Origin of the sequence: Cohnella herbarum (assembly GCF_012849095.1) — a bacterium.
GTDB lineage: Bacteria > Bacillota > Bacilli > Paenibacillales > Paenibacillaceae > Cohnella > Cohnella herbarum.
Genome location: NZ_CP051680.1, coordinates 976,195 through 991,174, shown reverse-complemented (window position 1 = coordinate 991,174; position 14,980 = coordinate 976,195). Strand labels below are relative to the sequence as shown.

Annotated in this window: 13 protein-coding genes; all 13 read right to left on the bottom strand. The window is 51.6% G+C overall.

The window, feature by feature from the left end; genetic code table 11:
• Positions 1-166: 166 nt before the first annotated feature.
• A complete protein-coding gene (locus HH215_RS04180) occupies positions 167-1,657 on the bottom strand; it encodes an AAA family ATPase (protein ID WP_169284215.1) in 1,491 nt (496 codons plus the stop codon).
• A gap of 1 nt (position 1,658) precedes the next feature.
• Entirely contained in the window at positions 1,659-2,207 is a 549-nt protein-coding gene (locus HH215_RS04175) for a hypothetical protein (protein ID WP_169278761.1), read from the bottom strand.
• 247 nt (positions 2,208-2,454) lie between these two features.
• Positions 2,455-2,979 (bottom strand): cell wall elongation regulator TseB-like domain-containing protein, encoded by a 525-nt coding sequence (locus tag HH215_RS04170; RefSeq protein ID WP_169278760.1) that lies wholly within the window; start codon positions 2,977-2,979, stop codon positions 2,455-2,457.
• Positions 2,976-4,280, bottom strand: coding sequence for an amidohydrolase (locus tag HH215_RS04165; RefSeq protein ID WP_169278759.1), 1,305 nt, complete (start codon positions 4,278-4,280; stop codon positions 2,976-2,978). Before HH215_RS04165 ends, HH215_RS04170 begins: the two co-directional genes overlap by 4 nt.
• Entirely contained in the window at positions 4,277-4,933 is a 657-nt protein-coding gene (locus HH215_RS04160; RefSeq protein WP_169278758.1) for a redox-sensing transcriptional repressor Rex, read from the bottom strand. Before HH215_RS04160 ends, HH215_RS04165 begins: the two co-directional genes overlap by 4 nt.
• Complete coding sequence (gene dinG, locus HH215_RS04155; protein WP_169278757.1) at positions 4,920-7,817, bottom strand: ATP-dependent DNA helicase DinG, 3'-5' exoribonuclease type; 2,898 nt, start codon at positions 7,815-7,817, stop codon at positions 4,920-4,922. Before dinG ends, HH215_RS04160 begins: the two co-directional genes overlap by 14 nt.
• A gap of 67 nt (positions 7,818-7,884) precedes the next feature.
• A complete protein-coding gene (locus HH215_RS04150; RefSeq protein WP_169278756.1) occupies positions 7,885-8,520 on the bottom strand; it encodes a hypothetical protein in 636 nt (211 codons plus the stop codon).
• Positions 8,521-8,633: 113 nt separating this feature from the next.
• Positions 8,634-9,017, bottom strand: a complete 384-nt coding sequence (panD, locus tag HH215_RS04145; protein ID WP_169278755.1) for an aspartate 1-decarboxylase — start codon at positions 9,015-9,017, stop codon at positions 8,634-8,636.
• Positions 9,002-9,910: a pantoate--beta-alanine ligase gene (panC, locus tag HH215_RS04140; RefSeq protein ID WP_169278754.1), complete on the bottom strand. Its 909-nt coding sequence runs from the start codon at positions 9,908-9,910 to the stop codon at positions 9,002-9,004. The genes panD and panC overlap by 16 nt, the downstream gene beginning before the upstream one ends.
• On the bottom strand, positions 9,907-10,770 hold the full coding sequence (gene panB, locus HH215_RS04135) for a 3-methyl-2-oxobutanoate hydroxymethyltransferase (protein WP_169278753.1): 864 nt from the start codon (positions 10,768-10,770) through the stop codon (positions 9,907-9,909). The genes panC and panB overlap by 4 nt, the downstream gene beginning before the upstream one ends.
• A 662-nt stretch (positions 10,771-11,432) precedes the next feature.
• Positions 11,433-12,419, bottom strand: coding sequence for a biotin--[acetyl-CoA-carboxylase] ligase (locus HH215_RS04130; protein WP_169278752.1), 987 nt, complete (start codon positions 12,417-12,419; stop codon positions 11,433-11,435).
• The gene (locus tag HH215_RS04125; protein ID WP_169278751.1) at positions 12,412-13,734 is read right to left on the bottom strand and encodes a CCA tRNA nucleotidyltransferase; all 1,323 of its coding nucleotides are present in this window, start codon (positions 13,732-13,734) and stop codon (positions 12,412-12,414) included. Before HH215_RS04125 ends, HH215_RS04130 begins: the two co-directional genes overlap by 8 nt.
• A gap of 42 nt (positions 13,735-13,776) precedes the next feature.
• A complete protein-coding gene (bshA, locus tag HH215_RS04120; RefSeq protein WP_169278750.1) occupies positions 13,777-14,940 on the bottom strand; it encodes an N-acetyl-alpha-D-glucosaminyl L-malate synthase BshA in 1,164 nt (387 codons plus the stop codon).
• Positions 14,941-14,980 lie beyond the last annotated feature (40 nt).

Genomic DNA, 14,980 nt, shown 5'->3' with positions numbered 1-14,980 from the left:
TATCATAAAAATTATTAAATTTCCTGCTTACATTCTTGCGAAAACCTTAAGAAAACATAAAGAGACTTCCCTTATGGTTGAAAAAAGAGCTCTATAAAAATAAAAGGAACCAAGAAGGCATGTCGCCTTCCGAGTTCCTTTAGCTAGGTACAATTTACCAAGCGACTCAAGCCGCCTGACCGCTCAGAATTTCGCGAAGCTGCTGGCCGGATAAAGTCTCTTCGCGGATGAGATGATCGAGCGAAAGGCTGAACGAATGCTTGTGCTTTCCGAGCAGCTCTCTCGTCCGTTCAGTCAATGCATCCAAGATTTTACCGTTTTCCGCCGACCATTGCTCTTGCGTTAAAGCTTGCGGATGAATGATGCCGAGTTCCGACATCCCGGATTCGATCATCGTTCTGACGATGCTCGTCGCTTGCTCGAAATCTCCTCTGGAGCCCGTGCTGCGGCCGCCGTAGAAAATTTCTTCCGCTACCGCTCCGCCGAGAGCGATCATAATTTGTTCCTCGAGAACCGTGAGCGTATATAAATAACGGTCCTGTTGCGGATGATGGCGAACATATCCTAACGCTTGACCGCGTGGCGTCAACGACACTTGAGCGACGCTTTCGGGACGTACGTTCTCCGCCACGATCGCATGTCCGAGCTCATGGATGGCTACGCGTTCGCGTTCCTCGCGGGTCGTCTCCCGATCCATCCGCTCTCCCATCATCACTTTATCGATCGCTTGAGTCAGATGCGCCGCCGATACCGACTCGGACTCTTCGCGCATCGCGTAGATAGCGGCTTCGTTCATGACGCTTTCGAGCTGCGCTCCGGAAAATCCGAAGGTCTCTTCCGCTATTTGCCCAAGAGAAACGTCCTTGGCGATCGGTTTGTTGCGGGCATGCAGCTTCAAAATGTGCTCTCGGCCGTTCTTGTCCGGAAGATCGACCTGAATTTGGCGGTCGAATCTACCCGGGCGCAGCAAGGCCGAATCGAGCAATTCCTTACGGTTCGTCGCGGCGATGAGAAGCACCCGAACGCTCTCGTCTCCTTGCACGCCATCCATCTCGGTTAACAGTTGGTTAAGGGTTTGATCGTACTCTCTATGCTGACCGCCATCCCTTTTCCCGCCGATGCCGTCAATTTCGTCTATGAAGATAATCGCGCTATTGCGCTTTAGCTTTACGGCTTGCTGCCGAGCTTCCTTGAACAAATCGCGGATTCTCCCCGCGCCGACGCCGACGTACATTTCGACGAACTCGCTGCCGGATGCCGCGATGAATGCCGAATGAGTATACTGGGCAGCCGCTTTGGCCAGCAACGTTTTCCCCGTTCCCGGAGGTCCCGTCAATAGGATGCCCTTTAACGGCCGAATGCCGAGCTTCTGAATTTTGTCGCGATGCACGAGAAAATCCAATGCTTCCGTTAATTCCCTCTTCGGTTGATCTTGTCCGCCTATATCCTCGAACGTCAAATATTCGGGCTTACGCGCGGCCGATTTCTTACCGGCAGCTCCCATCGCCAGGCCGCCTCTGGCACGCGTGAGCATAAACACAGCGCCGAACAACAACAATCCCATCACCATAATGGCCGGAGGCAATCCGACATATAATAAGAAAATAAACAATACGATAATCGCGCCGATCGCCATTTCCTTCGCGTATGACCCTATTTTACGCATTCGGCCACACTCCTAACATCGCCGGTTGTCGCGGCAGAACGATGAACTTCGCCGCATCTCCGTCGCGCATCGAGATATATACGTTATTCTCGTCCATATCCGTCATTACCGTAACGCCCGGGAACTGCTTGGACAAGTTAGCCATCGTATCCCTTATCCCCGAATACTTGCGGTTTTCCATCGCTTCCGCTACGTCGAAGAGCGAATAGCTCCAAGCTTTCTCCAACCGCTCGTTCGTTTGCGAATCATCGCTGGTCGTAGCAGCCAACTCCAACTTCTTGCCGCCGATCTCTCCAGCACCGTTCTGCTTGATCTGGCGATACACTTCGCTTAAATTCGCGTCAGGCGCAAGCTTCACTTTCACTTTCACGATTCCAGACGTCATCTCGACTTCGGCGGATTGCACGCCTTCGACCGATTTGGCAACCCGGTCAAGCGGCTGTTCCACGCCGAAATGACGGTATGCGAACCATCCTCCGAACAGTATCGCGGCCGTTAACGCCGCAGTTATCGTAATGGGCAATATTTTAATTTTATTCATTTACCGATCCCCCTCTAATGTGTTTTCTATGATGGCTTCGGGACTGGTCAGTTTTGGTCAGACAAACGATGCGAATCATTCCGATGTCGTTCATGAGTACAACTAAGAGTATATCAGGTTTTGATAGACGAATCGTTAGAGGATGATTGGAAAACAACCAAATCATCGCCTATTCCAAGCAAAAAATCGCCGAAGTTCCGCCTATGGAAGGCGAGAAATTCGGCGAAATCGGCTATTCCTATGTTGCTTATTGAATGGATAATACGTAGGTCTTAAGTAATTTGCCATCTTGGAAAGAGAAGAAATCCAACGACTGATGCTCTTGGCTCTTCTCGTTCCAATAACGAACTTCCCATGCCGGACCATTCATGAACCATCCGGGTATGATTCGAATCGGAGTTCCGGAATGCTCTTCGGCAAATTTAGCGAGCATCTGTTGCTCGGAAATATTCTCGCTTATCTTTTTCTTAATTAGCTCGTCTTTGCGCTCCCAGATCATCCACTCCGTGCCTTCGGAATCTTTGCCGGTGACGACCCAGACCGTTTCGTCCCACGTATGGCTGACCGCTTCGTCTACTTCCGCGAGTCCTCCCTGCGCCTTGGCGATTCGAATCGCCTGTTTCTCCGCGCTGCGATACTCCGAATCGGCCGAACGGACGAACAGTACCGCCGACACCAAGACGAACACGATAAAACCCGCCAATACGATTAACCATCTTCCGAGCGAAAGCGAAGGCATTTTCCGTTGTCCTTCACTACGGCTTAAATTCATCCCCGTAACCTCTGGAAGCAACGCTCCGCTTCCGCGAGAATTTTCTCCTCGTCAAGCGTTAACAGTTGGCCGTTGCGAAGCAATTGCTTCCCGTTTACCCATACGTGAGCGACGTCAGAGCCCCTTGCCGCATAGGCCAGATGAGAAACGTAATCCGTATGCGGCACAAAATGTGGTTTCGTAAGAGACAATGCGATGAAATCCGCTTTCATCCCTGCTTTAAGCTGCCCTACCGTATCGCCTAATCCAATGGAACGGGCTCCGTACACGGTTCCCATGCGCAGCGCTTCTGCTGCCGGAATGACCGTCGGATCGCCTGAAACCCCTTTATGAAGCAATGCCGCAAGCGTGATTTCTTGGAACAGATCCAGATTGTTATTGCTTGCCGCGCTATCCGTGCCTAGCGAGACGGTTACGCCGGCTTTCAGTAGCTCCGGCACTCTGGCAACTCCGCTCGCGAGCTTCAAGTTGCTGACCGGATTATGAGATACGGCCACATTACGTTCGGCAAGCAGCGCGATCTCTTCATCGTTCAGATGAACGGCGTGCGCCACTAGAGTCGGACGGCTAAACATTCCGAGACGATCCAAGTGCTCTACCGGACGGAAACCATAGTCTCTAACGTTCTGCTCTACTTCCGCAATCGTCTCCGACATATGCGTGTGCATAGGCAAATCGAGATCGTGAGCCGCTTCGACGAATTTCAAAATAAAATCCGGCGGGCAAGTATAGGGAGCATGAGGCGAGATCATAACGCTAACTCGTCCATCCGCTTGACCGTGCCAGTCTTTGGCGAATTGGATAGCGTCGGCGAGCTTAGCCTTCTGCACGTCTTCGGGACATAACCCGATAACTCCTCTTGTTAGGCTAGCGCGAAGTCCCGATTGCTCTACCACTTCCGCTACGCGATGCATATGATCATACATGTCCACGAATGTCGTCGTACCGCTCTTAATCATTTCGGCCGCGGCCAACGAAGAGCCCCAGTACACGTCATCGCCCGTATATTTCGCTTCCGTCGGCCACATGTGATTTTGCAGCCAATCCTGTAGCGCAAGATCGTCCGCTAACCCGCGAAGTAACGACATTCCGGCATGACCGTGCGTATTTACGAGACCGGGCATGAACAGCAGCCCGCTGCCGTCCATGACTTCCGAAGCTAACTCTTTTTCCTTATCCGGTGCCTCGCCCTCTCCCAATCCGGCGATTGTACTTCCTTCTACGGCCATCCAACCTTGAAATTTAGAGAGTTGATCGTCCATCGTGACGAAAGTTCCATTATTAATTAGCAGACGAGTCATTTCGTTTCGTCTCCTTCCGTTGATCCGTTATTATGATCCATATAGTAAGCTAGGCTAAGCAGTTCAGCCGTAAAATCCGCATTGTGAATTCGTACGCCCGGAGACGATTTGAGCACGACGGGAGCGAAATTCAAGATCCCGCGTATGCCGGCGGCAACGAATTGATCCGCTACGTTCTGGGCTTCCGTTGCCGGCACCGTAATGATCCCCACCGAAATATCCAATAGTTCGACCGAGGAGCACAGATCCTGCATAGGCTGAACGGTTAAGCGATTGATAAGCGTTCCCTTCTTGCTTTCGTCCGCGTCGAAAACGGCTACGATTTTCATATTATCTTTGATATACATGCTGTAATTGCATAACGCTCGGCCCAGATTCCCGGTTCCGACCAAGGCAACGTTCATCGTCTTGTCCAATTTAAGAATATGACGGATTTTCTCGATCAAATAATCCACGTTGTAACCAACGCCTTTGCGGCCGAATTCGCCGAAATACGCCAAATCTTTGCGAATCTGCGCCGGATTTAGATCAAGCTTCTCCCCTAACTCCTGAGAGGAAACCGTTTGAATGTTGCTGAAGCTAAGCTCGTTCAGAAATCGCAAATAAATCGGTAATCTTCTAACGACGGCTTCGGAAATTTTAATGGGCTTCATGTTTCTCTCCCTCATCTTGGACGGCGGACGCGGCCGAATTTAACCATGAGCTGACTCTTGCGGCCATAGCCGACGTAGGCAAATGCTCCATCTTAGGACCCGGTAACGAGTATAAGAAATATTTGCCGTAATTCGTATCTATGACCCTCGTATCGTAGAGAATGACGATTCCTCGATCCGTTGCCGTACGGACGAGCCGGCCGAAGCCTTGTTTGAAGCGAATCACCGCTTGGGGAAGCGACAGCTTCATGAAAGGATTTTTGTTCTCGGCCAATAGCTTCTCCGACTTGGCTTCGGCTACCGGATGATTCGGCGGTTGGAAAGGCAATCTTACGATCGCAAGGCAGGTTAACGCATCGCCCGGAAGGTCGATTCCCTCCCAGAAACTGCTCGTTCCAAGCAACACCGAGGCGGGCTGCTTCACGAACTGTTGAGTCAGCCGGCTTCGGCTTCCGCTATCCATGCCCTGGCCTAATACTTGAATTCCGCTTGCCTCAAGGCGATCCTTGAGCGGGCCGTAGACGGTCTTAAGCATGCGATGGGAGGTGAACAGCACAAGCATACGGCCTCCGACCGTAATCGCCATTTCCTGAAGTGAATCGATCAGCGCGCTTATGAACACCGCCTCGCCGTCTCTTCCCTTAATTCCGGGAAAGTCCCGCGGGATAAGAACGAGCGCTTGCTCGCGGTAACGGAACGGCGACGGTAGCATCGCCGTCTTGAGCCTTCCGCCCTTCTCCGCCTCGTCCAATCCGAGCTGCTCAGTGACATAGCGAAATGATTTGTCTATCGTCAGGGTAGCGGAAGTCATAACGACGCTCGACTTGCGGTCGAAGACTCCTTCTTTAAGCAATTCGCTTACGTCCGCGGGAACGCCGTAAATATATACGGATCTGCCCCGGTACTGCGAATGTCCTTCCAGCCAATAAACGAACTCGGGCTTGCCCAATGTAACGAATGATTGCGTATCCGCCCTAATGTTCGCCAAATCTTTTAAGACGCCGCTTAAATCGGTCAACATCCCTTGCATGCTGAGCTCGTCGGCATCTTCGCGCATATCGACGGTTAGCTTCTCCAGCGGCCGAATGAAATCCGATAGAAGCTGGATCACGTTGTTGCCGTCCACGGACAAACTTTCCCATTGCTCGGGCAAGTCCTCATGCTTCAGTCGCAAAGTGAGATTTCCTGTTTCATCCGCTGCGGCGTTGGCCGTAAGCAATTGAAACAATGCGTCCATCCAACGTTCCCATGCTTCCCGAATCTCATGGACTTTAGGCACTAACAATTCGAGTTTCTCCGTCCAAGCACCCGAATCTCCCGTTCCGAGTGACGATACCGAACCGATAAGCTGAGGGAGCAATCCCGTTCTCGCATCTTTCCACACCCGTTGCAACGGTATGGCTAACGAGGAATGCCCCGTCTTCTGACCCAGATGATGACTGGCTACCTCTTCGAGATGATGGGCCTCGTCTACGATTAACCGGTCGTATGCCGGTAACAGCCGATGCTCGGCTCTCAAATCTGTGAACAGCAAAGCATGGTTCGTAATGATTAAATCCGCTTTGCCGGCTTCTTGTCTGGCCCGATGATAGAAGCACCTTCTAAACCACGGACAAGCTCGGTTAAGACAGGACGCCGCATCGCTGGATACCGCGTCCCACTCTTCCTTATTGCGAACGCCGATATTCAGTTCTTCGGATTCGCCTCTCGTCGTTTCGCCAAGCCATACCGTCATTCCCCCGCGGGTCACGGCTTCTTCCCTGCCGAAGGCATGCTCGGGTATTTGTTGACGACTCTCGAACTTCCTCAAACAAAGATAATTATTGCGTCCCTTAAACACCGATGCGCGAAAAGGAACCGGAAGCGCTTGCTGCAATAAAGGCAAATCCCGCTCCCTAAGCTGTTCCTGAAGTTGAATCGTATGCGTGCTAACGACGACTTTTTTTTCTTCCTTCAGACCATAATAGAGGGAAGGCAGCAAGTAACCTAACGATTTGCCCGTGCCCGTTCCCGCTTCAACCAGCAGATGCGAATCTTCTTGCAGCGCATCGAATACTTCCTGAAACATAATATCTTGACCTTCCCTCGACTCATAGGAAGGAAACATCGTTTTCAGATTCGCCTGAACCGCCGCTAAGTATTGTTCGAAATCCATTTCGTTGAGCTGTTTCGCCGTATGCTGGGATTCCTCTTCGGAACGCGAATCTTCGCCCCAATCCCCTACGTTCATGGCGAATTGACGGAAGTGGTGAATACCGTCTTCGGGTATAAGAGGTTGCGTCTCGCGCCAGTTGAGAGTGTCGGCGATGAGCCAGCCCAGATCGTTGCGATCGGGATCGAACATCCCGGACAATCTTTGCAAAGTGAAGAGAGGAAGATTGCGAAGTTTGTTCAAACATAACAGAAACAACTCGGCGGTCGCGACCGCGTCGCTGTCCGCTTGATGCGGCCGGTCATGATCGATGCCGAGCGTCTGCGTAAGAGACGTCAATGCATACGAAGGCTGCGTCGGATAGACCAATTTCGCTAATTCCACCGTATCCAACATTCTGCCCGAGAATGGCAAATAACCGCTCCGATCTAAGGCGGCTTGCAGGAAGTGCGCATCGAATTCTACGTTGTGGCCGATGAGAATAACATCCTGCAGCATCGGGACGATTGCGTTGAGCATCTCTTCAAGCTCCGGCGCTGCATGAACGTCTTCGTCGCGAATGCCGGTGAGACGGGTTATTTCCTCCGGAATCGGCTTGTTGGGGCGTACAAAGCTTGCATACGTGGAACAAACGGCACCCGCATCATCGATTAGCGCGAGTCCCGTTTGTATGATTTCATCTTTATCGGACGACATGCCCGTTGTTTCGAAATCGAGCACGGCAAATTTCATTCCAGACTTCCTTTCCTTCCGGCACGCAGAACGTATATAGCGATGCTGTCGATCCTTAATTAGACGATTAGACCTGAACTAAAGTTTGTAACTCCGCGCTTCCGAATTGCAGCTGCAATTGTCCGTTACCTTGCTGGAGAGATTCCAGGTTCAGCTTGGGATCAGGAAAAGCAGGATCGGTCTCCAACGCTTTGCGGAAATAGCTCTGAGCTTGTTCGAGATGCGCGTAGATCGCTTGAATGCAACCTAGCGCGTTGAACGCGATCGCCTGCAATCTTCGTTCTTCGGCAACGGCGGCGATCAATTGAAAATGCTGTTGGGCTTCGTTCCATTGTTTCATGTGCATGCGCGACATGGCAAGGAACAACCTCGCGCACACGAAATCCGGATACGACGTAACAGCGTCCTCCAACTGCTCCGAAGCGTGCTTAAACATGTGAAGCTTGAAATAGCCTTGCCCTTTGACGAACGAACCCAAATATTTGTGCGGTTCTGGTGCGATGGCCGGTTGCTGTTGCATATCCCGGAACGTTCCCATTTTGTCTTCGAACTGAAGCCATGATTCAATAATATCATCACTTAGCGTTTTGAGCATGTCCCATTGTTGCCGAAGAGCGTTTTTTTCTTCCCCTGTAGCGAGCGGATAGCGATGGATTATAGCGTCGAGCGTCTCGTTCATCGTAGCGAACCATTGTCGAATCATGATCGTTTCGTTCCCCCCTACACGATTGTGTAAACAATCGACCTCCTGAGCGACAGCTTCGCGAGTGAAACTGTACTGCTCATTCTTCGTTTCGAGGAGTACTTTCATACGTGTTACAAAACGGTCGAATGCGGCTCTTCCGCCAACAATTTGACAACATGATTATGTTCATCCATTATCGCGACCCTTGGATGGTGTCGGCGAGCTTCTTCGTCGCTCATTAAACCGTAGTTGATAATAATGACTTTGTCGCCCGGCTGCACTAGCCTTGCGGCCGCCCCGTTCAAACAAATGACGCCCGATCCTCTTGGGCCCGGAATCGCATACGTCTCGAAGCGCGCGCCATTATTATTATTAACGATCTGAACTTTCTCATCAGGCAAAATATCGACCAGTTCAAGCAAATCCTGGTCAATCGTTACGCTTCCGACATAATTCAGGTTCGCTTCGGTTACCGTCGCTCTGTGTATTTTGGCTTTCATCATTTGGCGAAACATACTTCAGCACCTACTTCCGCTGGATTTAGCAGCCTATTATCGATAAGTCGGGTTTTCCCGAAACGGACGGCAACCGCGATAAGCAATTCCTTTTCGACCTTGATTAATGGCCGATTCGTATCCGTCGGGCTTAAATCAGGATACGTCAGAACTTCCGCGTAATCAATATCCGCGAGCGAAACGCCGTTAATTTCTGCCTTTAGACGTTGAACGAGTTCGATAGCTGTTATTCCCTCTTGCATCCAATCCGCTACGTGAGACAACGATCGGGACAATACGAGCGCTTGTTTCCTTTCTTCGGATGTCAAATAGACATTACGCGAACTGAGCGCCAGCCCGTCTTCTTCGCGTACGATCGGACATGGAATAATTTCTACCGGGATATTCAAATCCTGCACCATGTTGGAGATAACGGCGATTTGCTGGGCATCCTTCATCCCGAAATAAGCCCGGTTCGGCTGGACGATATTGAACAGCTTCGTAACGACCGTCGCGACGCCGTCGAAATGACCCGGGCGGCTCGCGCCGCACAATCGTTCGGTCACGTCCGTAACCGTAACGTTGGTCACTCGTTGCCGCGGGTACATTTCCTTCACTTCCGGAAGGAAGACGATATCCGCGCCGGCTTCCGCCGCAACTTGGATATCCCTTGTCTCGTTTCTCGGATATTTATCCAAATCCTCGCCGGGTCCGAATTGAATCGGGTTCACGAAAATACTAAGAACCGTTAATCCGTTATCGGACGCGGAGCGCCGCAGCAAGCTGGCATGCCCCTCATGCAAGTATCCCATCGTTGGGACGAAACCTACTGAGCTGTTGGACGGATCGGACATTCTGAATGCCGCGATTTCTTTTCTCAACACGGCGATCGTTCGAATGATTTTGGGAGTCATTTTCCTTCCCCTCCGTACAATTTGGATAGGTTAGTCGAAGTCGAGGATTGATCCAACGGGAATGAATGCTTTTCTTCCGGAAAAGCTTTCGTTTTCACTTCGTCTACGTATTCCGTAATCGCGTTCCGAATGGTATCTCCGATATTGGCGTAGCTTTTGACCATCTTCTTGTCGCGAATACCGGAGCCGTAGCGGAGAATATCATGAAAAACAAGCACTTGGCCATCGCATCCGCGACCTGCGCCGATCCCGATAGTCGGTATGCCGATGGAGCGCGTCATAGCCGCCGCCAGCTCCTCCGTAACGAGCTCCAGCACGATGCCGAATGCTCCGGCTTGCTCCAACGCTTTCGCGTCTTGAAGCAACTTCTCGGCCTCTCCGCTATTCTTCCCTTGTATTCGGTATCCGCCGATCTGATGCACGGACTGCGGCGTTAACCCGAGATGACCGAGCACCGGAATTCCCGCCGACGTCAACACGCGTATTTCATCCGCCAGTTCGGCCCCGCCTTCGAGCTTAACAGCGTGGGCTCCGCCTTCCTGCATTAGCTTGGCCGCGTTGCGCAAAGTCGATTCGGTTCCCAGACGGTAAGTCGCGAACGGCATATCGGTTACCACCATCGTATGGGGAGCTCCTCTAACGACCGCGCGGGTATGATAGATCATATCTTCTAGCCTTACTGGAACCGTCGTATCGTATCCAAGAACGACGTTGCCGAGCGAATCGCCGACCAAGATGATGTCGACGCCCGCTTCCTCCGCCAGCATCGCGGAAGGATGATCGTAAGCCGTGAGCATGGCGATCGGTTTGTTCTGATCTTTCATTGTTTTCAGTTTCGGTAAGGTCAATGCGCTTTTCATGGGGATATCCTCCTAAGGATTACAGGATATAACAACAAAAAAACCTATTTTGCCCATGAGCAAAAAAGGTCGCCATTCAACATAGAACGTCCTTCACGTCCTTCTGTCTCGGTCCTTTCGGCTCAGAGCAGAATCCGCCGCGAATCATTGACGGTATTCAATTGCTGTTCGTACTTTCATTGTTGATTACATCATTGCATTTCATGCGTTTAAGTTCGGGCAAGTGCGGTTCGCTACGATAGCGATACCACCTTGCACAGCGATTATACCAGATATCGGGTTCGCCGTCTATGATCTGGCATCCCATGATCTGGCATCCCATGATCTGGCATCCCTACATCGGGCATCCCTTCATCAGAGAAACCAAATAACGCTGTCCCCTCACACACTTAATTCCACCAATCGAGTCACTCTAGAGCAATTAGTACCGTCTCACACACCTAATTCCATAAATCGAGTCACTCTGGAGCAATTAGTACCGTCTCACACACCTAATTCCTTAAATCGAGTCACTCTGGAGCAATTAGTACCGCCTCACACACTTAATCCCTACAATTGGATTACTCAGACATACCAAATACAGAAACACTTCTAAACCTAAGCAATTGCGGTGCTCAGCACCCTTGGATTTTTTTCATTTTCGTAGTCAATAATCAATCACCCTAATCCACTCGCGGACCGACTTCTCCGATTTCCGCCGAATAGATCGTGCGAAAGCTTCCGTCCTTCATCTCGACCTGCAATCCGCCCGTTCCGTCCAGTCCGCGCGGTATGCCTTGAATCGGTCCTTGCGGCGTATACAGCAACGTCTCGTTGTTCAACGTAACGGAATGGGCTTCCCACAAAGAACGGATCGGCGCGAATCCCTGTTCCATATAGAGGTCGTACAGCCGCTCGAATTCGTCTAGAATAGTCGCGATAAGGTCGCTACGATTAATCGTTTTTCCGGAGGCCATCTTAAGCGAAACGACTTTCTCTAACAGTTCCTCCGGATAGTCTTCCGCTTCCAAATTTACGGAAATCCCCAATCCGACGACCACGTAGCGAAGCCTCTCGTCTTCAGCGGCCGATTCCAACAATATTCCGCTTATCTTTTTGCCGCCGACAAGCAGATCGTTCGGCCACTTGATTCCGATCTCGACGGGAACTTCGCGAGAAATCGCCCTGCTTAACGCAACCGCGGCCAACAAAGTTAATTGCGGCGTCATTTGAAGCGGTACCGACGGACGGAGCAGCAAACTCATCCATACTCCTTTACCCGACGGCGACACCCAATGACGCCCCATTCTCCCCCGTCCGCTCGTCTGCTGCTCGGCAATGACTAGCGTGCCTTCTTCCGCGCCTTGCTCGGCTAAGCGACGAAGCTCGTCCTGAGTCGAAGGGATAACGTCGAGGAGATGTAGCTTGCGTCCGAACCGTTTCGTCCTCAGCTTAGGAAGCAGCTCTTGCAAGGACAGCCGAGAAGGTTTGCCGGTTAAACGATAACCTAAGCGTGGTACGGCTTCGATAAGATAACCGTCCGCTTCCAGCTTGCGAACCTGTTTCCATACGGCGGTTCGGCTCACGTTCAGCTTGCGGCTGATTTCCTCGCCCGACACGTATTCTCCGGCTTCCGCCTCCAGCAAACTCAGTAAATTTTGTTTACTCATCGGTTCCTCCCGCTTCATCGCACGCGTTCTCCGCAGCCTTCAGCAGAGCTTGCTTCTCGTTAGGAACTTCGCCGAACGCTACCCATTCCAGCAGATCCTTCAGAACTTCCGTTATCCACGGGCCAGGAGCTTTGCCTAAATAGGCGGACAATTCGTTCCCGCGCACTTTAAGATCGCTTATCGCAACGACCGGCATTTCTTCCAACCATTGCTTGGCTTCCGTCCAAAATTCGGTTTCCAGAGCTTCGCTCATGGCCAACCAGTCTTCAGCCAACGAACGGCCTCTAGCTAACACGGTTAGAACCCAACTTTCCCAGAGCTCATCTTCCTCGTTCAACTTTAGCTGCTCGTTCATCCCAACTAAACCCGAGATGCGGGCGACTCTGCGGGCACTAAAACGTAACGCGCGGCATAGATCGGAACTATCTTCTTCATTCACTCCCATGCCCGAGAGCAAAGCCGCCCACCGAAGATCGGGATCCGAAATGGAAGGAAGTTGCATTAGGTTACCCATCGAGCCATCGTCCGTAAAATCCATTCCCCACTTGTCCCATTCCGCAGGCATCCCGTTGAAACGATAACGTTCCGCCGCTTGTCTGAATGTTTCAGGTAAAGTATCCTTCACGTGAACCAGCAGACCGCTTTTGAATAAATAATGACAAGCTTGCTCCGGGCCGCTACCGGCTATCATCTTGTCCCATTCCGCGCTTACCCGCTCCATCGCCACAAGACTCAGCTTCGGACGGTGTTCGATAATTCCCTGCCACACTTCGGGTAAAATCATAAAATCCAATTCGGACGCGAAACGAATCGCCCTAAGCATTCTCAACGCGTCTTCTCCGAATCGCTCCGACGCCTCTCCGACGCAATCCACCACGCCTGCCCGCAAAGCATCCTGACCTCCGAACGGGTCGACGATCTCGCCTGCCGAGCCGAAAGCCATTGCGTTAAACGTAAAGTCCCGCCTAGCCAGATCCTCGCGAACGTCCTGAACGAACGCGACTTGATCCGGCCTGCGGGAATCGGTAAAGCCGAACTCTTGCCTGAACGTCGTCACCTCGTACGAACGCCCGCCTTCCATGACCGTCACCGTGCCATGCTTCAGCCCCGTCGGCAACGTTCTCGCGTACAAAGCAATGACCTCGTCGGGCGTTGCCGACGTCGCGATATCGATATCGTGAAGCGCTCTTCCAAGCAACCGATCTCTGACGCAGCCGCCTACTAGATAAGCCCGGTGTCCGCTCGCTTCGAGCTTGCGGACGATGTCCAGACCTTCCATCCATAATGATTCATCTTGGGTATTCGTTAGTTCCATTATTGTTCCTACCCCTTCGATATTTCGGTCGCATTCCGCGAATTAGACGTTGCATACGGGAACAGATAGCGGGAGGGGCATGCCAAGCACGCGATAATAGATTTCCTCGTATTGCGCGGTTATCAGCTCGTCGCAGAAAACATGATGAGCCCTCTGAATGCAAGCTTCCCTGAATTCGGCATAAAGTTTCTCGTTCGTCAGCAGCTTCACAGCATTTTCAGCCATTTCGTCCGTGTTGCCGATAGTCGACAGGTACCCGGTTTTCCCGCTCTGAACAAGCTCGGGAATGCCTCCCGCGATGGAACCGATCGTCGGAACGCCGCATGCCATCGCTTCCAAAGCGACCAATCCGAAGCTTTCCTTCTCGGACGGAAGCAACATCAAATCCGCGATGGAGATCACTTGCGCCACGTCATCCTGTTTACCCAAGAAGTGTACGCGATGAGACAAACCCATGGCTTGAATTTTAGTCTGAATTTTCGGCAAATCCGGCCCTTCTCCCACGAGCACGAGTCTCGTTGGCGTTCTGGCGTTCACCTTGGCGAAAATGTCGACCACGTCCATCGTCCGCTTCACGGGTCTGAAGTTGGATATGTGCATCAGTACTTTCTCGTGGGGCTCCGCGTAATCCCTGCGCAAGTCCGTACATTCGCGCGGGTAATAAATTCGTTTGTCCACGAAATTGTAGGTCAGATCTATAGGCTCCTGAATATCCAGCAGCTCTCTCGTTTCCTTGATTAAATCGCGGCTGACCGCCGTTACCGCATCGCTCTTGCGAATGCCGAACCGAATGATGTCTTTAAGCGTCTCATCCTGCGCCAGAACGGTAATATCCGTTCCGTGAAGCGTCGTAACGACCTTCAGATCGTCCCCCGCCATTTGTTTGGCCAAGATGGCGCACACGGCGTGAGGAACGGCGTAATGAACATGAAGCAGATCGAGCTTCTGAAGCCTTGCGACTTGATTCATTTTACTCGCTAACGACAGATCGTATGGAGGATAACGAAACACGTAATAATCCGATACTTCCACCTCGTGATAGAAAATATTGCGGTGGAATTTGCCTAACCGGAAAGGCATGCTATGCGTAATAAAATGGATTTCGTGACCTTTCTCGGCCAGCAATTTGCCAAGCTCAGTCGCGACAACGCCCGAGCCTCCAAGCGAGGGGTAACAGGTGATGCCGATTCTAAGCGGACGATTCATATCGATTCCTCCTAGCCCTGAAGCTTCTCTCGTTATTATA